Raw genomic sequence first — 20,656 nt, forward strand, 5'->3', positions numbered from 1 at the left:
AAGCCGCTCCCACAGGGACCGCACCGGTTTCGAGCCTGATGCAGTACCTGTGGGAGCGGCTTTAGCCGCGAAGAGGCCGGTACAGGTTTCCTGTACTAGAAAGGAGTCCCCGGTGGACGAATACCAGCAAACCATCCGCGCCCTGTCCGACCGCATCGTTGCGGCACAGACCCCGATCCGGGTTCTGGACGCGGTGAAGTGGGACGACAACATCCGCCAGGGCTTCCTCAAGGCCAAGGGCAAGGAGCCGCCGGCCGTCGACCGTGCCTACTACCAATCGCGCCCGCTGGCGTTCGATTCCAGCGCGGTCAAGGCCGAGTTCCAGGGCATCGAGCGCGACATCATTCGCCAGCTCGGCCAGTTCAACCCGGTCGGGCAGATCATGAAGCGCATGTGCCGCGAATACCGCATGGTGGTGCGCATGCTCGAAGCGCGTGGCACCGAGGATTTCGGCCTTATCTCCCAGGAGCTGTACGGCGCTGCCTCCGACGCCTTCCACGCTGGTGACCCGACCCTGGCCGACCTCGGCCTGATGCTGTCGGACTACCTGAACAACATCGATGGCCGTGGCGACCTCAAGGACGAACCGAAAAACCTCACCGCCAAGGAAGCCGTGGAAATCCTCCAGCACCGGCTGAACAAGGTGTTCGGCGAGGCCGAGGAAACCATCCGTGTGTTCGAGTCCGACGGCATCGTCGCCGATGCCGCGGCCGGGGCCGACTACATCAAGGTGCGTGCCGACGCCATGTTCAACTCCCGTGACGTGCGCGCCCTGGAGGTGCATGAAGGGCTAGTGCATGTCGGCACCACGCTCAACGGCCTGAACCAGCCGATCTGTACCTTCCTGGCCAAGGGCCCGCCCTCGTCGACGGTGACCCAGGAAGGCCTGGCCATCCTCATGGAGGTGATCGCCTTCGCCTCCTACCCCAGCCGCCTGCGCAAGCTCACCAACCGCACCCGCGCCATCCACATGGTCGAGGAGGGGGCCGATTTCATGCAGGTCTACAACTTCTTCCGCGAGCAGGGTTTCGAGATGGCGCAGAGCTACAGCAACGCCAGCCGGGTGTTCCGCGGGTCGGTGCCCAATGGGCTGCCATTTACCAAGGACTTGTCCTACCTCAAAGGCTTCATCATGGTTTACAACTACATTCAGTTGGCCGTGAAGAAGGGCAAGCTCGAACAGATCCCGTTGCTGTTCTGTGGCAAGACCACTCTGGAAGACATGCGTACCCTGCGACAGCTGGTCGAGGAAGGCCTGGTCGAGCCGCCCAAGTACCTGCCCGAGCAGTTCCGCGACCTCAACGCGCTGTCGGCCTGGATGTGCTTCTCCAACTTCCTCAACCACCTGAGCCTGGATCGCATTGAAGCCGATTACGCGAACATTCTCTGAGTGCTGCCGCCTGCTGGCCCTGGGTTTGATCCTGCTGGGCCTGAGCGGTTGCAGCAGCCTGCTGTTCTACCCCGAGCGTGGCCAGGCGTTCACGCCCGAGCGGGCGAGGCTCGAGTACCGCGATGTCACCCTGACCACTGCTGATGGCATCCGCCTGCATGGCTGGTGGTTGCCGGCCAAGGCCGGGGTCGAGGTCAAGGGTTCGGTGCTGCACCTGCACGGCAATGGCGGCAACCTGCCCGGGCACCTGGGCGGCAGCTACTGGCTGCCGGAGCAGGGCTACCAGGTGTTGATGATCGATTACCGCGGCTATGGCCTGTCGCAGGGCGAGCCGAGCCTGCCGGAGGTGTACCAGGACATCGCTGCGGCCATGGCCTGGCTGGACCAGGCGCCGGAGGTCAAGGGCAAGCCGCTGGTACTGCTGGGGCAGAGCCTTGGCGGGGCCATGGCCATTCACTACCTGGCGGCTCACCCGGAGCAGCGCCAGCGTTTCAGTGCCCTGGTGTTCGACGGGGTGCCGGCCAGTTACCGTGCGGTCGGGCGCTTTGCCCTCAGCACCTCGTGGATGACCTGGCCGCTGCAGGTGCCGCTGTCCTGGCTGGTGCCGGACGGCGATAGCGCGATCCGCTCGATCGAACAACTGAGCAGCCCGCCCAAGCTGTTCTTCCACAGCATCGACGACACCCTGGTGCCGATGGACAACGGCATCCGCCTGTACCAGCACGCGCCAGCGCCGCGGGTGCTGCAACTTACCCGTGGTGGCCACGTGCAGACCTTCGCCGACCCGACCTGGCGCCAGGTGATGCTGCGCTTCCTCGACGACCCCAGCCATTTCAACGGCCTGCGGCGGCTGGCTGAAGTACCCAATTACCCTGACGAGAAGAACAAGCAATGAGTGAAGAACGCAACGCCATCCCGCTGATCCTGACCGGTGTCGGTAGCATCATCGTGACGGTTGGGGCCTTGTGGTACTACGGTTACCTGCATTTCGCCAAGCCCGAGGATGCCCTGTTGCTGCAGGACTTCACCATGCTCAAGACCCTCCCCGGCGAGGACTATAAGGTCTCGCTGGACCCGGCGCCACAAGTGGCCCAGTGCGTGGATGGCGTACTGGTGCTGTTCGATACCCAGCAGAAAGGCCTGACGGGGGTGCTGGTAGACAACCGCAAGCGCGCGGTGCGTTGCATGGGAGAGGAAACCCCGCAGCAGGTGCAGTGAGCCTCGATCTTTGTTGCCTGTGCAGGCCCTTTCGCGGCTAAAGCCGCTCCCACAGGGACTGTGCAAAGCTCAAGATATCTGCTGCCTGAACTGGCCTCTTCGCGGGCATGCCCGCTCCCACAGGGATCGCGCAAAGCTCGAAACTGGCGCCGTACCTGTGTGAGCGGGCGTGCCCGCGAAGAGGCCGGAACAAGCAAAAGAAAGCCCCGCTTCGATCGCGGGGCTTGTCAGTTCAGCTAGCCAGTCTTACTGCTGTACCTGGCTCACCGAGCGCGGCGCTACTGGCTGGTTGTCGTTGGAGATGGTCACCTCCACCCGACGGTTCTGCGCACGCCCCGAATTGCTCGAGTTGTCCGCTACCGGGTACTCCTTGCCATAGCCCTGGGCGACGATGCGTGCCGGGTCGACGCCGGCACGTACCAGTGCCATGCGCACGCTGTTGGCGCGGCGCTCGGAGAGGGTCTGGTTGTAGTTGGCCGAGCCTACGCTGTCGGTATAACCCTCGACGATCACCTTGCGCTCCGGGTTTTCCTGGAGGAACTGCGCCAGCTTGGTGACGTTCGGGTAGGCGTTGCTCTTGAGTTCGGCCTTGTTGAAGTCGAACAGCACGTCACCAAAGGTGACCAGCGTGCCGCGGTCGGTCTGCTTGGCGTTGAGGCTGTCCTGCAGCTTGGCGATCTGTGCGTCGCGGGCGTCCAGCTTGGCCTGGGCGCGCTGGGCCGAGGCGTTTTTCAGTTCACCTTCGGCGGTGCGCAGGGCGATGGTCTGCTTGGCCACCTCGACGCGCTGGTTGGTCAGGTAGGCCAACTGGTCGACCTTCTTCTCGTCTTCACGGTCCATGTAGGCCTTGTCGGCCTTGTTCAGCCAGTCCTGGGCGTCCTTGGTCTCCAGCGCTGCAACCTTGCTCGATTGCGGGTCGCTCTGCAGCGAGGAGAAGTTGGTGCGGGCCGATTCGAGGTTGGCATTAGGGTCATGCGAGCAGGCAGCAAGACCGACGCTCAGGGCCAGCAGGGCGGGAATCATGACGTAGTTGCGCATAGTGTTCATCCTTTGATCGTTTGCGAAGGCCGAGGTGGGCGGGGCAGGGCTCACTGAGCGCTGCGCAGGCCTTCCTCACGTACGTCCTGAACGCCCTCGCGGGCATCCTGCACGGCCTTCTGGGCCTTGGCCGCCTGGGCCTTGCGTTCGGCGAGGCGGGCGTCCCATTCGGCCTGTTCGGCCAGGCGCCTGGCGTCGTCGTACTTCTTGTCGTGCATGGCGATCTCGGCCTGCTTGAACTTGTCCTGGGCCGCTTTCATCTCCACGGCGGCGAACTCGGTGCCGCCAGCGCTGACGGCGGAGTTCACGGCGGACTGGGTGACTGCATACTGCTCGGTGGGCGGGTTGCCGGCACAGCCGGCCAGGACCAAACTGCTGCCCAGGGCCAGTGCTGCCAGCTTGAACCCGCGCACATGAGTGGATGAGGGTTTGTGGATGCGGGTGTTCTTGGTGGTCAGTTCCATTGGATCACTCCTGTTTACGACGTTGTCCGTAGCAGTCCATCGCTCGTTCCCTGACACGTGCGCGCGCTTCAGCTCAACGGTGCACAACGGCAGGTGTGCAGGGTTTTAGCGTGATGGCTATTGGCTGTGACTGACGCGTTTTTCGGATAGTTCAGAAAAAAACATCCCGAACGGATAACTATTTCTGACTGATCGGTCAGTGCGGTTGGCCTGGAACTTTTGTGGGATGCTGCGGTATTCCGGGCCTTTTATCAGGCCCGGAACGCTGGGGTGGCGGGTTACTTTTCGTTGTCCGCTGCGGGGTTGATCAGGGCTTGCAGATGCTGTCGCGACAGTGACAAAAAGCGCGGGGTAGGGCCGATGTCCTCGTACAGCGGGTCGCCTTCCTCGTCGGTGGCGATGACCTGGCGGCCTTGCACATAGGGGAAGCTGGCCTCCAGTTCCTCGAGGGCTGCCGCGACCAGTTCACCGAGCAGTTCTTCGGCGGTGCGCTTGGGGTACATGTCGATCAGCGCCGCCAGGCGCGCTTCTGACTCAAGGTCCAGATGCAGGATATGGCCCGTGGGGCTGAGGGTACCGGCGGCATTCTGTTCCCAGTGCTGGGCGAGTTCACGGATTTTCATGATGACCTCTGGTGGCGCCTTCAAGGGCTGCATTGCATGGGAGTGTCGTGCTTTCACTTTAGTTTGCTTTGGCCGATCACGGCTTGCCATCGGCGCCTGGCTGTGGGCACTCTTGCCAGGTATGCCGCAGCCTTTGTGGGAGCGGGCGTGCCCGCGAACACCGGCAACGCCGGTGCCAGACACCGCGTTGGATTCTTCGCGGGCACGCCCGCTCCCACAAGGGATTGCGTAAAGGCTGTAAAGGGATGCAATGCGCCAGAGCCGCGCCGGAGAGAGGGCCAATGACCGATATCGATGTGCGTTTGCGTGAAGATGTCCATGTGTTGGGTGAGCTGCTCGGCGATACCATTCGCCAGCAGCACGGCGAGGCGTTCCTGCAGAAGATCGAGGACATCCGCCACAGTGCCAAGGCCGACCGCCGCAGTGCCGGCGAGCAACTGAGCTCGACCCTGGCGGACCTGGCCGATGAGGACTTGCTACCCGTGGCCAGGGCCTTCAACCAGTTCCTCAACCTGGCCAACATGGCCGAGCAGTACCAGTTGATCCGCCGCCGCGATACCGATCAGCCCGAGCCGTTCGAGGCCCGGGTGCTGCCCGAGCTGCTGGCGCGCCTGAAGCAGGCAGGGCACAGCAATGATGCCCTGGCCCGGCAATTGGCCAAGCTCGACATCCAGCTGGTACTCACCGCGCACCCCACCGAGGTGGCTCGCCGCACCCTGATCCAGAAGTACGACGCCATCGCCGGCCAACTGGCTGCCCAGGACCACCGCGACCTGACCCCGAGCGAACGCCAGCAGGTGCGCGAGCGCCTGCGCCGGCTGATCGCCGAGGCCTGGCACACCGAAGAAATCCGCCGCACCCGACCCACGCCGGTGGACGAAGCCAAGTGGGGCTTCGCGGTGATCGAGCATTCGCTGTGGCACGCCATCCCCAGCCACTTGCGCAAGGTCGACAAGGCCCTGCTGGAGGCTACCGGCCTGCGCCTGCCATTGGAGGCGGCGCCAATTCGCTTCGCCTCGTGGATGGGCGGTGACCGTGATGGCAACCCCAACGTGACCGCAGCGGTCACCCGCGAAGTGCTGCTGCTGGCACGTTGGATGGCTGCCGACCTGTTCCTGCGCGACATCGATGCGCTGGCTTCCGAGTTGTCCATGCAGCAGGCCGACGATGCCCTGCGCGAGCGGGTCGGCGACAGCGCCGAACCCTACCGTTCCCTGCTCAAGCAACTGCGCGATCGCCTGCGCGCAACGCGCGCCTGGGCGCATTCGGCTTTGACCAGCAGCCAGCCGGCCAGCGCCGAGGTGCTGGTGGACAACCGCGACCTGATCGCGCCGCTGGAGCTGTGCTACCAGTCCCTGCACGCCTGCGGCATGGGTGTGATCGCCGAAGGCCCGTTGCTCGACTGCCTGCGCCGCGCCGTGACCTTCGGCCTGTTCCTGGGCCGCCTGGACGTACGCCAGGACGCCGCCCGCCACCGTGATGCATTGAGCGAGATTACCGACTACCTGGGCCTGGGGCATTATGCCGACTGGGATGAAGAGCAGCGCATCGAGTTCCTCCAGGCCGAGCTGAAAAACCGCCGGCCACTGCTGCCCGCGCACTTCAAGCCGCAGGCTGATACCGCCGAGGTGCTGGCCACCTGCCGGGAAATTGCCGCCGCGCCAGCCGCATCGCTGGGCTCTTACGTCATCTCCATGGCCGGTGCTGCCTCGGATGTGCTGGCGGTGCAGCTGCTGCTGAAGGAGGCCGGCCTGACTCGGCCCATGCGCGTGGTGCCGCTGTTCGAGACCTTGGCCGACCTCGACAATGCCGGCCCGGTGATGCAACGCCTGCTCGGCCTGCCAGGCTACCGCGCCAACCTGCGCGGCCCGCAGGAAGTGATGATCGGCTATTCCGACTCGGCCAAGGACGCTGGTACCACAGCTGCGGCCTGGGCGCAGTATCGGGCGCAGGAAAACCTGGTGCGTATCTGCTCCGAGCACCAGGTCGAGTTGCTGCTGTTCCACGGCCGTGGCGGCACGGTAGGCCGCGGCGGTGGCCCGGCCCACGCAGCGATCCTGTCGCAGCCGCCGGGTTCGGTTGCGGGGCGTTTCCGCACCACCGAGCAGGGCGAGATGATTCGCTTCAAGTTCGGTTTGCCGGGTATTGCCGAGCAGAACCTCAACCTGTACCTGGCTGCCGTGCTCGAAGCCACCTTGTTGCCGCCGCCACCACCGCAGCCGGCCTGGCGCGAGGTGATGGACCAGCTTGCCGCCGATGGCGTCAAGGCCTACCGCGGCGTGGTGCGGGAGAACCCCGATTTTGTCGAGTACTTCCGCCAGTCGACCCCCGAGCAGGAACTGGGGCGCCTGCCGCTGGGCAGCCGCCCGGCCAAGCGCCGCGCCGGTGGCATCGAAAGCTTGCGGGCCATCCCGTGGATCTTCGGCTGGACCCAGACCCGCCTGATGCTGCCAGCCTGGCTTGGCTGGGAGACGGCATTGAACAATGCCCTGGCCCGTGGCCAGGGTGAACTGCTGGCGCAAATGCGCGAGCAATGGCCGTTCTTCCGCACCCGCATCGACATGCTCGAGATGGTACTGGCCAAGGCCGATGCGCAGATCGCCGAGGCCTACGACGAACGTCTAGTGCAACCGCACCTGCTGCCTTTGGGTGCGCACCTGCGCGACCTATTGTCGCAGTCGTGCCAGGTGGTACTGGGCCTCACCGGGCAGCCGGTGCTACTGGCGCACAGCCCCGAGACGCTGGAATTCATCAGCCTGCGCAATACCTACCTGGACCCGTTGCACCGCCTGCAGGCCGAGTTGCTGGCCCGTTCGCGCAGCCGCGAAGCCGCTCTGGACAGCCCGTTGGAGCAGGCCTTGCTGGTCACTGTGGCGGGTATTGCAGCCGGCCTGCGCAACACCGGCTGAAGGTAGGCCCGGTGCGGCCACGGCGGGTGCCGTGGCGGACATGCAGGTGGGCGAAGCGGGGGGTTGCGCCGGGCGCAACCGCCTGCCAGGCCAGCCGTAGGTGGCGCATTCCTGCAACTTTGGGACGCTTGTCTGGCTGCCGGGCGCTGTGTATCTTGAGCAGCCTTCTGACCGATTTATGGTCATACCCGATTTTTCCGGACTTGGCCCTGGTTGCCGAATCCATTGAATTTCATAAAAAAATTTGAGGAGCACGAGATGCGCGTAATTCTGCTGGGAGCTCCCGGGGCCGGTAAAGGTACTCAGGCAAAGTTCATCACCGAAAAGTTCGGTATCCCCCAGATTTCCACCGGTGACATGCTGCGTGCCGCCGTCAAGGCCGGTACCCCGCTGGGCCTGGAACTGAAAAAAGTCATGGATGCCGGCCAGCTGGTCTCCGACGAGTTGATCATCAGCCTGGTCAAGGAGCGCATCGCCCAGCCTGATTGCGCCAAGGGCTGCCTGTTCGACGGCTTCCCACGCACCATCCCGCAAGCCGAAGCCATGGTCGCGGCCGGTGTCGACATCGACGCCGTCGTGGAAATCGCCGTGGACGACGAGGAAATCGTCGGCCGCATGGCTGGCCGCCGTGTGCACCTGGCCTCGGGCCGCACCTACCACGTTCAGTACAACCCGCCGAAAGTAGAAGGCAAGGACGACGAGACAGGTGAAGACCTGATCCAGCGTGATGACGACAAGGAAGAGACCGTTCGCCATCGCCTGTCGGTCTACCACAGCCAGACCAAGCCGCTGGTGGACTTCTACCAGAAGCTGTCGGCTGCCAATGGCGGCAAGCCGAAGTACAGCCACATCGAAGGCGTCGGCTCGGTCGAAGCCATCACCGCCAAGGTCCTGGCAGCCCTGAGCTGATCCAGTACCTGACGCACCTCGACAACGGCCCGCTTGCGGGCCGTTGTCGTTTGTGGGGCGCGGCATTGCGGTCCTGATGCGGCCTATGTGGGAGCGGGCGTGCCCGCGAAGAATTCAACGCGGTGGCTGGCACCGGCTGGGCCGGTGTTCGCGGGCACGCCCGCTCCCACAGAGACCGTGCCAGTTCGCCATGTAGCGCTTAATGGCCATACAGCGGCCCCTTAGGGACACAACGCCGCCGCTGCTCTATACTGCCGCTCTTTTCCCCCTAGTACCTGGATACCCGTTCGATGACCACCCTCCTGGCCCTGGATACCGCCACCGAAGCCTGTTCCGTCGCACTGCTGCATGACGGCAAGGTAACCAGCCATTACGAGGTGATCCCGCGCATGCATGCCCAGAAGCTGCTGCCGATGATCAAGCACCTGCTGGCCGAGTCCGGCGTGGCGCTCAATGCACTGGATGCCATCGCCTTTGGCCGTGGCCCGGGCGCGTTCACTGGGGTGCGTATCGCCATCGGTGTGGTCCAGGGCCTGGCCTTCGCTCTGGAGCGCCCGGTTTTGCCGGTGTCCAACCTGGCCGCACTGGCACAGGGCGCGCTGCGCGAACAGGGTGTGCAGCAAGTGGCGGCCGCCATTGATGCGCGCATGGATGAAGTGTATTGGGGCTGCTACCGGGCCACCAACGGTGAAATGCGCCTGGTCGGCCAGGAGGCAGTGCTGCCGCCCGAGCAGGTGGCGCTGCCGGTGGGCAGTGCTGGCGAGTGGTTCGGTGCCGGTACCGGTTGGGGCTATGCCGAGCGCCTGGCGGTGCAAGTGGCCGCCAGCAATGCCAGTGCCTTGCCCAACGCCCTGGACATTCTCGCCCTGGCCAGCTTTGCCTGGGCACGCGGCGAGGCAATCGTTGCCGAACAGGCGCAGCCGGTGTACCTGCGCGATAATGTAGCCACACCCAAGAAGCGCTGAGTGCTGCTCGTCGGTTATCGCCGATGACACTAAAACCTTTTGCGCGATCTGTGGTCCAGTTATCACTCGAGCATTAGCGATGGACCCCTGATGCTGCTAAATTGCCATCATTGGTCCTGAGTGCTCATGCCATGCGTATCGACGGTTTCTCATCGCAGTCCTATCCGATCAAGCGCACGCCGCGCAAGGCAGCGGTGCGTGACGAGGCCATCGATGATGCCGAGGTGATCGAGGAGGTCGAGAGCGCCCCTCAGGAAACCACCGCCCGCCGTCGCAGCGGTGGCCTGCCAGCCCGCCAGCAGGACATGATCTTCCCACGCGCCCGTGACCGCCGCACCGCTACCGCATTGGCCAGCTACCTGAGCACCGCCGGTTTTACCGACTGGGACATGGAAGTACTGGGGCTCGACCTGTACATTTAGTGGATGAGTCCATCACCACTGCCTTATTTTCTCGGTTGTCCGTCATGGAGCGAAAACGCCTGGCGCGACTACCTGTATCCCGCCGACGCCAACAGCAGTGAAATGCTCGGCTACTACAGCCAGGTATTCAACGCCGTCGAGGGCAATACCACTTTCTATGCACGTCCCGCACCCGGCACCATTGCGCGCTGGGCGCAGACCATGCCCGAACACTTTCGCTTCACTGCCAAGTTCCCGCGAGACATCAGCCATGAAGGCGACTTGCGCGATCAGCTGGAACCGGCCTTTGACTTCACCCGCCTGATGGCCCCGCTTGGCCAGCGCGTAGCCCCGTACTGGCTGCAGTTGCCGGCCCAGTTCAGCCCCGCACGGCTGGGCGAGCTTTGCCACTTCCTTGACGAAGTCGGAGTGCCGGTGGCGGTGGAGGTGCGTAACCAGGCCTTCTTTGCCAAGGGCGAAGAGGAGCGGTTGCTCAACCGCCTGCTGCATGAGCGTGGCGTGGAACGTATCTGCCTCGACCCGCGCGCCTTGTTCAGCTGCACCTCTCGTGACGCCGCCGTGCTGCATGCACAAGCGAAGAAGCCCAAGGTACCGCCACGCCCGGCAGCCTTCAGCCAGCACCCGCAGGTGCGTTTCATCGGCCACCCGCAGCTGGAGGCCAACGAGGTCTTTCTTACCCCTTGGGTGGACAAGATCGCCGCCTGGATCGAGGAAGGCCGCAACCCCTACATCTTCCTGCACACCTCGGACAACCGCCTGGCGGCGGCGCTGGCCCAGCGTTTTCACCAACGCCTGATGCAGCGGCTGCCGGGCCTTGCCGCGTTGCCGGAATTGCCGCGCACGCCCGAGGTCGAACAACTGGGGCTACTCTGACCTTTCCCTGACTGCCGGAGGTTGAACCATGGATGTGCAAACCCTGCGAGCCGAAGCCTTCAAGGCCCTGCACGAGCGCGACAGCGCTTTCGTCATCCCCAACCCTTGGGATGCCGGCTCGGCCAAGTTGCTGGCCAGCCTGGGCTTCGAGGCGCTGGCTACCACCAGTGCAGGCCTGGCCTTCAGCCTGGGCCGGCCGGACGCCGAAGGCGCCTTGAGCCTGGAGGATACCCTTGATAATGCCGGCGAGATCGTCGATGCCACCCCGTTGCCGGTGGCCGCCGACCTGGAGAACGGCTTTGGCGACCTGCCCGAAGATTGTGGACAGACCATTCTGCGGGCCGCCGAAGCCGGCTTGGTAGGGGGCTCTATCGAGGATGCCAGTGGTCGCAGCGATACGCCGATCTATGATTTCGGGCTGGCAGTAGAGCGCGTGCGCGCAGCCGTGCAAGCGGCGCGCAGCCTGCCGTTCCCGTTCACCCTGTGCGCCCGGGCGGAGAACCTGCTGCATGGGCGCATGGACCTGGACGACACCATTCGGCGCCTGCAGGCCTATGCCGAAGCCGGTGCCGATGTGCTCTACGCGCCCGGGCTGCGTACTGTCGAGGAAATCCGCGCGGTGGTGCAGGCAGTCGCGCCACGGCCGGTGAATGTGCTGATGGGCATGGCGGGCGTGCCGCTGAGCGTCAACCAGTTGCAGGACCTGGGCGTGCGCCGCATCAGTGTCGGCTCATCGCTTGCCCGTGCGGCGTTGGGGGCCTTCCACCGGGCTGCGCTGGAGATTCGCGATGAGGGCACCTTCGGCTACGGTGAGCAGGCGCTGCCGTTCGCCCAACTCAACGACCTGTTCCGCCGCTGATGAGGGCCGTGCTGGCGTTGCTGGCCGGCCTGTCGTTGCTTGCGGGGCTGGCCTGGCAGCTGGGTTGGCGTCTGCCCGCCGCGTGGAACCCGTGGGCGCCACTGGACGTGCGTCAGCCCCCGAACCTGCTGACTCCCTACAAGCTGTCCCGCCTTCGCGATGACCCGGCGCTGTGTCGCCTGGCACTTCAAACCAGCCAGTTACGCTACCGGGCACAAGCCGACAGTTCAGCTTCTGCCGACTGCCCATTGCGCAATGTATGGCGTATCGAAGGTGGTCAGGCTCGGCTTGGCAGCAGCTTCCTGGCCAGTTGTCCGTTGGCAGTGGCGTATGCACTTTTCGAAAACCATGGCCTGCAGCCTGTGGCGCAACGGGTGTTGGGGCAGCCGGTGGTGCAGGTCGACCACCTGGGCAGTTTTGCTTGCCGCAATGTCTATCATCGCAAGCAGGGCCGGCTGAGCCAGCACGCCACGGCCGATGCCCTGGACATCAGTGGCTTTCGCCTGCAAGACGGCCAGCGTATCGTCCTTGCGCGGGACTGGCAGGCGGGTGGGCAGAAGGCGGAGTTCCTGCGCCAGGTGCAGCAGTCGGCCTGCGACAGTTTCAGCACGGTACTGGGGCCAGACTACAACGCTGCACATCACAACCACTTTCATGTGGACATGGGCCGCTGGCAGATCTGTCGCTGAGCGTGGGCGCGGTCAGGCGTGGGCGCGCACGTTGTTCAGCACCACCGGGCGTGCCCAGTGAATGTCGAACTCCAGCTCGTTCTGTTGCTTGGCCAAAGTAGGGGTGTCGAACGGCTCGGGGGCCGGCTCCAGCAGGTTGGTCTCGAACTCGGCAATCGGCAGGAACAGCGAGCGCGGGGTAGGGCCGGGGCCGGGTTCGGCAATGGGGTGACCCTGGCTCATCACCACCGGGCGAAGCCAGCTGTTGCTGATATCGAGCTGGCGCTGCTGCTCGATCAGCTCGATTGCGCTGAACGGCTCGGGGGCGGGCGGCAGCAGATTGGCTTCGAGTTCTGCCTTGGGCAGGAACAGGGGCTCGGGCGGTGCCACCTCGGTGTCGTGTACCGGGCAGGCACGCTGGGCGTCGATCAGGGCCAGTGCGCGGGCGCCGCCGATCGGCTCGCCGCTGCTCTGGTCGTATTGCACGAACGACTGGCTGACGCTGTCTACCGGCTCTTCCTGCTGCTCGGCCATGGCCCGGGCAAAGAAATCCTGCCACAGGTGGCTGACGCCCCCAAGTGCCTGGGTGTTGTGCTGACTGTAGTTGCCGACAGGCGACAGGTAGGTCAAGCCAATGGGAAGAGTATCTGACATGGCAGTCGCGCGCGTTGTGCTCTGGCAGAATAGCGGGATATTGCCTGTATCGGCTGCGAGGGCCGATACATTAGTGGCTGGGTTCAATTTCTAGGTGTGAATGATGGAAGAGCAGGGCACAGGTATCCGGGTCGAGGCGCTGTCGGCTGAATTCGAGGCGCAAGCCGCTGTGTGGGCACAGCGCCTTGAGTTGCCGCTGCAGGACGATGCTGCCGGGTTTGCCGTGCAGGTGGGCGTTGATGGTTTGCAGATTCAGCAATTGGGCCCGCAGGCGCCGGGGCCGGTGCGGGTGGACTTCGTCGAAGGCCAGGCCGCGCATCGGCGCCAGTTTGGCGGCGGCAACGGGCAGATGATTGCCAAGGCGGTGGGCATCGCTCAGGGGGTGCGACCGCAGGTGCTGGATGCCACGGCGGGGCTGGGCAAGGATGCGTTCGTGCTGGCCAGCCTGGGCTGCCAGATGACCCTCATCGAGCGCCAGCCGCTGATTGCCGCGTTGCTGGAAGATGGCCTGGCGCGGGCCCGCGTGGATGAAGAAGTGGGGCCGATTGTCGGGCGCATGCGGCTGCTGACCGGCAACGCCATCGAGCGTATGCGTGCCTGGGAAGGCGAAGCCCCGCAGGTCATTTACCTCGACCCGATGTTCCCGCACCGCGACAAGAGCGCGCTGGTGAAAAAGGAAATGCGTGTGTTCCGGCCCTTGGTCGGTGATGACCTGGACGCCCCGGCGTTGCTCGAAGCTGCGCTGGCGTTGGCCAGCCACCGGGTGGTGGTGAAGCGACCGCGCAAGGCGCCGATCATCGATGGGCCGAAGCCGAGCCACAGCCTGGAGGGCAAGTCGAGCCGGTATGACATTTACCCGAAGAAGGCGCTGAAGGCCTGATTTGGCTATGCCTGTTCGGGCCTCTTCGCGGGTAAACCCGCTCCCACAAGTGCTGCACAAACTTCAGGATCACATCGATCCTGTGGGAGCGGGTTTACCCGCGAAGAGGCCCGCACAGGCATCCAGATATCAGGGCTGGAACGCCCGCATGAACACCCCGACCACCTCGCGCACATGTGCCTCGGCCTCATCCTCCCCCAGCGGCCCCGCACACCCCAGCAGCAAGCGGTAATCCGGTGCGCCCTTGACCAGGCAGAAGAAGTGCTCCGCCGCACGCAGCGGGTTGTCGACACGCAGCAACCCACGCTCATGCGCCCCGCGCAGTAGCGCTTCCATGCCGGCCAGCACGCGCTTGGGCCCGGCTTCGTAGAAGTACTCGCCAAAGCTCGGGTCCAGGCTGCCCTGAGCCATGATCAGACGGCACAGCTTGACTGCTTCGTCGCTGCTGATCAGCGCCTGGAAACCACGGGCGATTGTCAGCAGTACCTCCTCCACCGGCGCCCCGTCGGGGTACTCGAACAGCAGGTCAGGCAACTGGATCTGACAGGTGGCCATCACCGCCGAGCAGAACAGCGTCTGCTTGTCGGTGAAGTGGCTGTACACAGTAAGCTTCGAAACACCTGCCGCCGCAGCGACCGCATCCATGCTGGTGTTGGCGTAGCCAAGGCTGAGGAACAGGGCCTTGGCCGCTTCGAGAATCGCCTCGCGCTTGGCCAGATCCTTTGGCCGGCCCGGGCCGATGGGTGCGTCGTTGGACATTGGAATCCGCATCTTTTCAAAAGGACGACCATCTTACCGGCTCGAACAGCTTCCGGCTGCAGATCGCGTCCTGCATTTATATTGATTTTCTTCCGGGCCTGGCTTCCCGGCTCCGGTTCGCTGATTTAATATACTAGCCAGTATAAATATTCAGTCGTGCCCTCCGCGAAAGGATTCATCATGTTGCGCCATGCCTTGTCCATCGCTCTGCCCGCCGCTGCCGTGCTGTTCCTGGCGGCGTGCGGCCAGGATGCCGCCCCACCTGCCGCGCCGCGCCCGGCGCTGGTGGTGCAGCCGCAGCCAGCCGAAGCCGCTGCCGACAGTTACCCCGGCGAAGTGCGGGCGCGCTTCGAGCCGGAACTGGCTTTCCGCATTGGCGGCAAGGTCAGCAAACGCCTGGTCGAGGAAGGACAGCGGGTCAAGGCCGACCAGCCGCTCGCCGAACTGGACCCGCAGGATGTGCGCTTGCAGCTGGAAGCCAACCGTGCCCAGCTGGCAGCCGCCGAGGCCAACCTGTCGCTGGTGCGCGCCGAGCGCGATCGCTACCAGAAGCTGCTGGACCGGCAGATGGTCAGCCATTCCCAGTTCGATAACGCCGAAAACCTCTACCGCGCCGGCCTGGCCCGGCTGAAACAGGCCAAGGCCGAGTTCGACGTGGCTGGCAACCAGGCTGAATATGCCGTGCTGCGCGCCCCCCAGGCCGGTGTGATCGCCAAGCGCCAGGTGGAAGTGGGCCAGGTGGTCGCCGCAGGGCAGACCGTGTTCACCCTGGCCGCCGATGGCGAGCGGGAAGTGGCCATCGGCTTGCCGGAGCAGCAGTTCGCCCGCTTCGCCGTGGGCCAGCCGGTGAGCGTTGAGCTGTGGTCGCACCCGCAAGAGCGCTTCCAGGGGCGCATCCGCGAGCTGTCACCGGCCGCCGACCCGCGGTCGCGCACCTTCGCTGCCCGCATCGCCTTTACCTCGGCCGCCACACCGGCGGAGCTGGGCCAGAGTGCCCGAGTGTTCATCGCTCACGAAGGGCTGATCCCGCTGGCGGTGCCGCTGTCGGCAGTCACTGCGGAAAACGGTCAGGCCTACGTCTGGCGGGTCACCAAGGACAGCCGCCTGGAGCGGGCAGTGGTACGCCTGGGGGCTTATGGTGCCGACAGCGTACCCGTGCTCGAAGGCCTCGCCCCCGGCGACTGGGTAGTCGCCGCGGGTGGCCATGTATTGCGCGAGGGCCAGGAGATACGCCCCGTGGACCGTACCAATCGCGTAGTGAACCTGACGGCTAAGGAGTAAGTCCCGATGGGTTTCAACCTTTCTGCCTGGGCGCTGCGCAACCGCCAGATCGTCCTGTTCCTGATGATCCTGCTGGCGGCCATTGGCGCCATGTCCTACACCAAGCTCGGCCAGAGCGAGGACCCGCCGTTCACCTTCAAGGCCATGGTCATTCGTACTCTGTGGCCTGGTGCCACTGCCGAGGAAGTGTCGCGGCAGGTCACCGAGCGCATCGAGAAGAAGCTGATGGAAACCGGTGAGTACGAGCGGATTGTCTCGTTCTCCCGCCCGGGCGAATCGCAGGTCACCTTCATGGCCCGCGACTCGCTGCATTCCAAGGACATCCCCGAGCTGTGGTACCAGATCCGCAAGAAGGTTGCGGACATCCGCCACACCTTGCCGCCGGAAATCCAGGGCCCGTTTTTCAATGACGAGTTCGGCACCACCTTCGGCAACATCTATGCCCTGACCGGTGATGGCTTCGACTACGCGGTGCTCAAGGACTATGCCGACCGTATCCAGATCCAGTTGCAGCGGGTCAAGGATGTGGGCAAGGTCGAGCTGATCGGCCTGCAGGACGAGAAAATCTGGATCGAGCTGTCAAACCTCAAGCTGGCTACCCTCGGCGTGCCGCTGGAGGCCGTGCAGCAGGCCCTGCAGGAACAGAATGCGGTCAGCACCGCCGGCTTCTTCGAAACGCCCAGCGATCGCCTGCAACTGCGGGTGAGCGGGCGCTTCGACAGCGTCGAGCAGATTCGCCAGTTCCCCATCCGCGTGGGCGATCGCACCTTCCGAATTGGCGATGTGGCCGAAGTGCACCGCGGCTTCAACGACCCGCCCGCACCACGCATGCGCTTCATGGGCGAGGATGCCATTGGCCTGGCGGTGTCGATGAAGGACGGCGGCGACATCCTGGTTCTGGGCAAGGCATTGGAAAGCGAGTTCGAACGCCTGGCCCGCAGCCTGCCGGCCGGCATGGAGCTGCGCAAGGTTTCGGACCAGCCGGCGGCGGTCAAGGCCGGCGTGGGCGAGTTTGTCCAGGTGCTGGTCGAGGCACTGGTCATCGTGCTGCTGGTGAGCTTCTTCTCCCTGGGCCTGCGCACCGGGCTGGTAGTGGCGCTGGCCATCCCGCTGGTGCTGGCCATGACCTTCGCCGCCATGAACTACTTCGGCATCGGCCTGCACAAGATCTCCCTTGGCGCGCTGGTGCTGGCCCTGGGCTTGTTGGTCGATGATGCGATCATTGCCGTGGAGATGATGGCGATCAAGATGGAGCAGGGCTACGACCGCCTCAAGGCGGCCAGCTACGCCTGGAGCAGCACTGCGTTCCCGATGCTCACCGGCACCCTGATCACGGCGGCGGGCTTCCTGCCCATTGCCACGGCAGCCTCCAGTACGGGCGAATACACCCGTTCGATCTTCCAGGTGGTGACTATCGCCTTGCTGACCTCCTGGGTGGCCGCGGTGGTATTCGTGCCTTACCTGGGCGAGCGCTTGCTGCCAGATCTGGCCAAGCTGCATGCCGCCCGCCATGGCAAGGACGGCCACGCGCCAGACCCTTACGCCACACCGTTCTACCAGCGCGTACGGCGTGTGGTGGAGTGGTGCGTGCGGCGGCGCAAGACTGTGATCCTGCTGACCATTGCCGCCTTTGTCGGCAGTATCCTGCTGTTCCGTTTCGTGCCCCAGCAGTTCTTCCCGGCTTCCGGGCGCCCGGAGTTGATGGTCGACCTCAAACTGGCCGAAGGTGCCTCGCTGGCCAACACCGCCGAGCGGGTCAAGCAACTGGAGGCGCTGCTCAAGCAGCAGGAAGGTATCGACAACTACGTGGCCTACGTGGGCACCGGTTCGCCGCGTTTCTACCTGCCGCTGGACCAGCAGCTGCCGGCGGCCAGCTTCGCCCAGTTCGTGGTACTGGCCGAGTCGATGGAGGACCGCGAGCGCCTGCGCAGCTGGCTGATCAGCACCATGGACCAGCAGTTCCCCGACCTGCGTGGCCGGGTCACGCGCCTGGAAAACGGCCCGCCCGTGGGTTACCCGGTGCAGTTCCGGGTGACTGGCGAGCACATCGAGAAGGCTCGTGCGCTGGCCCGTGAAGTGGCCGACAAGGTGCGCCAGAACCCGCATGTGGTCAACGTTCACCTGGACTGGGAAGAACCGAGCAAGGCGGTGTTCCTCGAGATTGACCAGGACCGCGCCCGCGCCCTGGGCGTGAGCACCGCGCACCTGTCGAGCTTCCTGCAAAGCTCGCTGACCGGCACCACGGTCAGCCAGTACCGCGAAGACAACGAGCTGATCGAGATCCTGCTGCGCGGCACCCGGCAGGAGCGCAGCGAGCTGGGCAACCTCGGCAGCCTGGCACTGCCGACCGACAATGGCCAGAGCGTGGCGCTGTCGCAGGTCGCGACCCTGGAGTACGGCTTCGAGGAAGGCATCATCTGGCACCGTAACCGCCTGCCGACGGTGACCGTGCGCGCCGATATCTACGACAAGGAGCAGCCGGCGACGCTGGTCAAGCAGATAGAGCCGACTCTGCGTGACATCCGCGCCAAGCTGCCGGATGGCTATTTGCTGGAAGTCGGCGGCACGGTCGAAGACTCCGAGCGCGGGCAGAAGTCGGTGAATGCCGGTATGCCGCTGTTCGTGGTGGTGGTGCTGAGCTTGCTGATGATCCAGCTGCGCAGCTTCTCGCGCACGGTGATGGTGTTCCTCACTGCGCCTCTGGGGCTGATTGGCGTGACCTTGTTCCTACTGGTGTTCCGCCAGCCGTTCGGCTTTGTCGCCATGCTCGGCACCATTGCCCTGGCGGGGATGATCATGCGCAATTCGGTGATCCTGGTGGACCAGATCGAGCAGGACATCGCGGCGGGGCTGGAGCGCTGGCAGGCGATCATCGAAGCCACGGTGCGGCGGTTCCGCCCTATCGTGCTGACTGCACTGGCGGCGGTGCTGGCGATGATTCCGTTGTCGCGTAGCGTGTTCTACGGGCCGATGGCGGTGGCGATCATGGGCGGGTTGATCGTGGCCACGGCGTTGACGTTGCTGTTCCTGCCGGCGCTTTATGCAGCGTGGTTCAGAGTGAAGAAAGGTTGACGAGTGCAGGGGAGGGAAATTTGTCGGGATGCCAGGGGGAAGCTGGAAGGCTGAAGATCAGCCTGCGACATGCGTTTATAACCCCCAACAGAGCATTCCCATGACCGGATCACACTACAAATGGCTTGATGTTGAAATAGTCACCACGCCCAAAGACAATTTTGAACGAAGCACATTCGTGCATCTGAGTCTGTATGACGCTTTCCTTATGGATACCGACAGGACCATTGTCGAGCTGCGTCAGCGTTACGAGGGGCCTACGCCAATCCATATGCGGTTGTACTACGACTCCCGACTCGTACGTTCACTTGATGAAATGGCGATCAGTGTAGAAATTCGCACTCCCGCCGTGTACATCAACGGCAAATTGCATGATGAGGAACGAGTGCTTTATCGCGATAGGACATTCACTAGCCATACGGTAGGCGAGATGAATTCCAAGGTGACGCTCAAGTTGGACTCTGTCAACGTCGCGTAGGTTCTGAGGTAAGGAAGGGCTGCAGGCAGTCCTTCCTCCGGCATCACAGGGCGCCGAAAACCTTCTTGGCCAGGCTGGTAGCTGCCTGCGCTGGGTTCTGGCGGATGCTCTCTTCCTGCTTGGCAATCATCTCGAACAGGCCATCCAGCGCCTTCTCGGTCACGTAGTTCTCGATGTTGGCGTCATCCTTGATCAGCCCCAGACCCTTGGCCTGGCCGGCGAAGGCGTTGTACTGCTGGGCGACACCGACCTTGTCGGTTGCCTGCTTGACGATCGGCAGGAACTTGGCGCGGATCTGCTCGCGGCTGCTCTTGTTCAGGTACTGGGTGGCTGAGTCCTGACCACCGCTGAGGATGCCCTTGGCATCGGTCACGGTCATCTTCTTCACAGCATCCACCAGAATCGCCTGGGCCTGCGGCACGGCGGCTTCGGCGGCTTTGTTCATGCTGGTTTCCAGGGCTTCGACCTGGTCGCCCTTGCCGAACATCTTCATGGCTTTGGCGGCTTTGCCGAGGTTACCCGGCAGCTCGATGCGCACATCAGGGTTGTTGCTGAAGCCGCCTGGCGTGCTCAACTGCTTGACGGCAATCTGCGCGCCTTGGGTAAGGGCATCCTTCAGGCCGCCGGTGGCGTCGGACTGGCTCAGGTCACCAAGCGACAGGGCCAGAGCACTGGCCGACAGCAGCAGGCCGGTGCACAGGGTAGTGAAGCGCAGGGAAGCGCGAATCATGGGTATTTCCTTATCGATGAAGTGGGGCGGGCTCAGCGCACCGGGTCGACTTTGACCCGTACCGGCTGCTGGTCGCTGCCGTCGAGTGCGACGCCTTGGTGTTCGGTGTTGATAAACAGCAGTTTGCCGCCCAGTTCAATCCGCGCGCTGACCGCATAGCGGTGGCCTGGCTTGACCTGGGCCGGGTCGTAAGTGAGGTGGAACGGTAGCGGCACGTTGCCTTTTACCGGGCCAGCCTGGCGGGCAAGGATCAAGGCGGGGGCGTCCATCAGCGAGACATCCTGCAACTCGACGCTCAGGGTGGCGGCAGGTGGCAGGGCGATGCGCTGCAGGTAGAAGACTTCGCCATCCAGGCTGGCCTGGTTGGACGGGGTTTGGCTGGAACAGGCTGCAAGCAATGATGCGCAACACAGCATAAAGAGCTTTTTCATGGAATCTCCGTGGTCCTTGGCGTTGGCTTGTGG

At 64.2% G+C, this 20,656-nt stretch carries 21 protein-coding genes; 14 read left to right on the forward strand and 7 right to left on the reverse strand.

The features are described 5' to 3' along the window. Positions 1 to 112: 112 nt before the first annotated feature. Genes JV551A3_RS07740 through JV551A3_RS07750 form a run of 3 tightly spaced genes read left to right on the forward strand, consistent with a single transcriptional unit; the run spans position 113 to position 2,608 of the window. On the forward strand, positions 113 to 1,390 hold the full coding sequence (locus tag JV551A3_RS07740) for a flavohemoglobin expression-modulating QEGLA motif protein (RefSeq protein ID WP_085601946.1): 1,278 nt from the start codon (positions 113 to 115) through the stop codon (positions 1,388 to 1,390). Continuing rightward, positions 1,362 to 2,285 (forward strand): alpha/beta hydrolase, encoded by a 924-nt coding sequence (locus JV551A3_RS07745; RefSeq protein WP_133970508.1) that lies wholly within the window; start codon positions 1,362 to 1,364, stop codon positions 2,283 to 2,285. The genes JV551A3_RS07740 and JV551A3_RS07745 overlap by 29 nt, the downstream gene beginning before the upstream one ends. After that, positions 2,282 to 2,608 (forward strand): hypothetical protein, encoded by a 327-nt coding sequence (locus tag JV551A3_RS07750; RefSeq protein ID WP_133970509.1) that lies wholly within the window; start codon positions 2,282 to 2,284, stop codon positions 2,606 to 2,608. Before JV551A3_RS07745 ends, JV551A3_RS07750 begins: the two co-directional genes overlap by 4 nt. Before the next feature lie 246 nt (positions 2,609 to 2,854). On the opposite strand, the gene JV551A3_RS07755 is transcribed toward JV551A3_RS07750, so the two are convergent. The 3 genes from JV551A3_RS07755 to JV551A3_RS07765 all read right to left on the reverse strand — a co-directional run bounded on the left by JV551A3_RS07755 (position 2,855) and on the right by JV551A3_RS07765 (position 4,733). Further along, on the reverse strand, positions 2,855 to 3,646 hold the full coding sequence (locus JV551A3_RS07755; RefSeq protein ID WP_133970510.1) for an OmpA family protein: 792 nt from the start codon (positions 3,644 to 3,646) through the stop codon (positions 2,855 to 2,857). A gap of 50 nt (positions 3,647 to 3,696) precedes the next feature. Beyond that, positions 3,697 to 4,110 carry a DUF4398 domain-containing protein gene (locus JV551A3_RS07760; protein ID WP_133970511.1) on the reverse strand — a complete coding sequence of 138 codons (414 nt, stop codon included), beginning with the start codon at positions 4,108 to 4,110 and terminating at the stop codon, positions 3,697 to 3,699. 278 nt (positions 4,111 to 4,388) lie between these two features. Further along, the gene (locus tag JV551A3_RS07765) at positions 4,389 to 4,733 is read right to left on the reverse strand and encodes a pilin assembly protein (protein WP_133970512.1); all 345 of its coding nucleotides are present in this window, start codon (positions 4,731 to 4,733) and stop codon (positions 4,389 to 4,391) included. 281 nt (positions 4,734 to 5,014) lie between these two features. On the opposite strand from JV551A3_RS07765, the gene ppc reads away from it, so the two are divergent. From ppc to JV551A3_RS07805, 7 genes are all read left to right on the forward strand, one after another. Further along, positions 5,015 to 7,642 (forward strand): phosphoenolpyruvate carboxylase, encoded by a 2,628-nt coding sequence (ppc, locus tag JV551A3_RS07775; RefSeq protein WP_133970514.1) that lies wholly within the window; start codon positions 5,015 to 5,017, stop codon positions 7,640 to 7,642. 258 nt (positions 7,643 to 7,900) lie between these two features. Beyond that, positions 7,901 to 8,551 (forward strand): adenylate kinase, encoded by a 651-nt coding sequence (gene adk / locus JV551A3_RS07780; protein ID WP_112250993.1) that lies wholly within the window; start codon positions 7,901 to 7,903, stop codon positions 8,549 to 8,551. Between the two features lie 290 nt (positions 8,552 to 8,841). Beyond that, positions 8,842 to 9,516: a tRNA (adenosine(37)-N6)-threonylcarbamoyltransferase complex dimerization subunit type 1 TsaB gene (gene tsaB, locus JV551A3_RS07785; RefSeq protein ID WP_133978553.1), complete on the forward strand. Its 675-nt coding sequence runs from the start codon at positions 8,842 to 8,844 to the stop codon at positions 9,514 to 9,516. 131 nt (positions 9,517 to 9,647) lie between these two features. Next, complete coding sequence (locus tag JV551A3_RS07790; RefSeq protein ID WP_133970516.1) at positions 9,648 to 9,938, forward strand: hypothetical protein; 291 nt, start codon at positions 9,648 to 9,650, stop codon at positions 9,936 to 9,938. A gap of 3 nt (positions 9,939 to 9,941) precedes the next feature. Next, positions 9,942 to 10,811 carry a DUF72 domain-containing protein gene (locus tag JV551A3_RS07795; protein WP_133970517.1) on the forward strand — a complete coding sequence of 290 codons (870 nt, stop codon included), beginning with the start codon at positions 9,942 to 9,944 and terminating at the stop codon, positions 10,809 to 10,811. A 28-nt stretch (positions 10,812 to 10,839) separates the two neighbouring features. Next, complete coding sequence (locus tag JV551A3_RS07800) at positions 10,840 to 11,670, forward strand: isocitrate lyase/PEP mutase family protein (protein ID WP_133970518.1); 831 nt, start codon at positions 10,840 to 10,842, stop codon at positions 11,668 to 11,670. Then, the gene (locus tag JV551A3_RS07805) at positions 11,670 to 12,359 is read left to right on the forward strand and encodes an extensin-like domain-containing protein (protein WP_133970519.1); all 690 of its coding nucleotides are present in this window, start codon (positions 11,670 to 11,672) and stop codon (positions 12,357 to 12,359) included. The genes JV551A3_RS07800 and JV551A3_RS07805 overlap by 1 nt, the downstream gene beginning before the upstream one ends. Before the next feature lie 12 nt (positions 12,360 to 12,371). Here the strand turns inward: JV551A3_RS07805 and JV551A3_RS07810 are convergent, their stop codons facing one another. Continuing rightward, positions 12,372 to 12,992, reverse strand: a complete 621-nt coding sequence (locus JV551A3_RS07810; RefSeq protein ID WP_112251004.1) for an energy transducer TonB — start codon at positions 12,990 to 12,992, stop codon at positions 12,372 to 12,374. A 103-nt stretch (positions 12,993 to 13,095) separates the two neighbouring features. Here JV551A3_RS07810 and JV551A3_RS07815 point away from each other — a divergent pair, with 103 nt between their 5' ends. Continuing rightward, positions 13,096 to 13,872 carry a class I SAM-dependent methyltransferase gene (locus JV551A3_RS07815; protein ID WP_133970590.1) on the forward strand — a complete coding sequence of 259 codons (777 nt, stop codon included), beginning with the start codon at positions 13,096 to 13,098 and terminating at the stop codon, positions 13,870 to 13,872. Positions 13,873 to 14,001: 129 nt separating this feature from the next. On the opposite strand, the gene JV551A3_RS07820 is transcribed toward JV551A3_RS07815, so the two are convergent. After that, positions 14,002 to 14,643, reverse strand: coding sequence for a TetR/AcrR family transcriptional regulator (locus JV551A3_RS07820; protein ID WP_133970520.1), 642 nt, complete (start codon positions 14,641 to 14,643; stop codon positions 14,002 to 14,004). A 168-nt stretch (positions 14,644 to 14,811) separates the two neighbouring features. Between JV551A3_RS07820 and JV551A3_RS07825 the strand changes: the two genes are divergently transcribed. From JV551A3_RS07825 to JV551A3_RS07835, 3 genes are all read left to right on the forward strand, one after another. Then, on the forward strand, positions 14,812 to 15,912 hold the full coding sequence (locus JV551A3_RS07825) for an efflux RND transporter periplasmic adaptor subunit (RefSeq protein ID WP_133970521.1): 1,101 nt from the start codon (positions 14,812 to 14,814) through the stop codon (positions 15,910 to 15,912). A 6-nt stretch (positions 15,913 to 15,918) separates the two neighbouring features. After that, positions 15,919 to 18,984, forward strand: a complete 3,066-nt coding sequence (locus tag JV551A3_RS07830) for an efflux RND transporter permease subunit (RefSeq protein WP_133970522.1) — start codon at positions 15,919 to 15,921, stop codon at positions 18,982 to 18,984. A 100-nt stretch (positions 18,985 to 19,084) separates the two neighbouring features. Beyond that, positions 19,085 to 19,462: a hypothetical protein gene (locus tag JV551A3_RS07835; protein WP_133970523.1), complete on the forward strand. Its 378-nt coding sequence runs from the start codon at positions 19,085 to 19,087 to the stop codon at positions 19,460 to 19,462. A gap of 43 nt (positions 19,463 to 19,505) precedes the next feature. Here the strand turns inward: JV551A3_RS07835 and JV551A3_RS07840 are convergent, their stop codons facing one another. Both JV551A3_RS07840 and JV551A3_RS07845 read right to left on the reverse strand, forming a co-directional pair. Beyond that, on the reverse strand, positions 19,506 to 20,192 hold the full coding sequence (locus tag JV551A3_RS07840) for a DUF4197 domain-containing protein (protein ID WP_133970524.1): 687 nt from the start codon (positions 20,190 to 20,192) through the stop codon (positions 19,506 to 19,508). Positions 20,193 to 20,224: 32 nt separating this feature from the next. Further along, positions 20,225 to 20,623 (reverse strand): YbaY family lipoprotein, encoded by a 399-nt coding sequence (locus tag JV551A3_RS07845; protein ID WP_133970525.1) that lies wholly within the window; start codon positions 20,621 to 20,623, stop codon positions 20,225 to 20,227. Positions 20,624 to 20,656 lie beyond the last annotated feature (33 nt).

This window comes from Pseudomonas inefficax (assembly GCF_900277125.1).
Lineage (GTDB): Bacteria > Pseudomonadota > Gammaproteobacteria > Pseudomonadales > Pseudomonadaceae > Aquipseudomonas > Aquipseudomonas inefficax.

Excerpts from the sequence above, each read along its gene's own strand:
- JV551A3_RS07750 (WP_133970509.1), top strand. The coding sequence starts at position 2,282 with ATGAGTGAAGAACGCAACGCCATCCCGCTGATCCTGACCGGTGTCGGT.
- JV551A3_RS07755 (WP_133970510.1), bottom strand. The coding sequence starts at position 3,646 with ATGCGCAACTACGTCATGATTCCCGCCCTGCTGGCCCTGAGCGTCGGT.
- JV551A3_RS07760 (WP_133970511.1), bottom strand. The coding sequence starts at position 4,110 with ATGGAACTGACCACCAAGAACACCCGCATCCACAAACCCTCATCCACT.
- JV551A3_RS07765 (WP_133970512.1), bottom strand. The coding sequence starts at position 4,733 with ATGAAAATCCGTGAACTCGCCCAGCACTGGGAACAGAATGCCGCCGGT.
- ppc (WP_133970514.1), top strand. The coding sequence starts at position 5,015 with ATGACCGATATCGATGTGCGTTTGCGTGAAGATGTCCATGTGTTGGGT.
- adk (WP_112250993.1), top strand. The coding sequence starts at position 7,901 with ATGCGCGTAATTCTGCTGGGAGCTCCCGGGGCCGGTAAAGGTACTCAG.
- tsaB (WP_133978553.1), top strand. The coding sequence starts at position 8,842 with ATGACCACCCTCCTGGCCCTGGATACCGCCACCGAAGCCTGTTCCGTC.
- JV551A3_RS07790 (WP_133970516.1), top strand. The coding sequence starts at position 9,648 with ATGCGTATCGACGGTTTCTCATCGCAGTCCTATCCGATCAAGCGCACG.
- JV551A3_RS07795 (WP_133970517.1), top strand. The coding sequence starts at position 9,942 with ATGAGTCCATCACCACTGCCTTATTTTCTCGGTTGTCCGTCATGGAGC.
- JV551A3_RS07800 (WP_133970518.1), top strand. The coding sequence starts at position 10,840 with ATGGATGTGCAAACCCTGCGAGCCGAAGCCTTCAAGGCCCTGCACGAG.
- JV551A3_RS07805 (WP_133970519.1), top strand. The coding sequence starts at position 11,670 with ATGAGGGCCGTGCTGGCGTTGCTGGCCGGCCTGTCGTTGCTTGCGGGG.
- JV551A3_RS07810 (WP_112251004.1), bottom strand. The coding sequence starts at position 12,992 with ATGTCAGATACTCTTCCCATTGGCTTGACCTACCTGTCGCCTGTCGGC.
- JV551A3_RS07815 (WP_133970590.1), top strand. The coding sequence starts at position 13,096 with ATGGAAGAGCAGGGCACAGGTATCCGGGTCGAGGCGCTGTCGGCTGAA.
- JV551A3_RS07820 (WP_133970520.1), bottom strand. The coding sequence starts at position 14,643 with ATGCGGATTCCAATGTCCAACGACGCACCCATCGGCCCGGGCCGGCCA.
- JV551A3_RS07825 (WP_133970521.1), top strand. The coding sequence starts at position 14,812 with ATGTTGCGCCATGCCTTGTCCATCGCTCTGCCCGCCGCTGCCGTGCTG.
- JV551A3_RS07830 (WP_133970522.1), top strand. The coding sequence starts at position 15,919 with ATGGGTTTCAACCTTTCTGCCTGGGCGCTGCGCAACCGCCAGATCGTC.
- JV551A3_RS07835 (WP_133970523.1), top strand. The coding sequence starts at position 19,085 with ATGACCGGATCACACTACAAATGGCTTGATGTTGAAATAGTCACCACG.
- JV551A3_RS07840 (WP_133970524.1), bottom strand. The coding sequence starts at position 20,192 with ATGATTCGCGCTTCCCTGCGCTTCACTACCCTGTGCACCGGCCTGCTG.
- JV551A3_RS07845 (WP_133970525.1), bottom strand. The coding sequence starts at position 20,623 with ATGAAAAAGCTCTTTATGCTGTGTTGCGCATCATTGCTTGCAGCCTGT.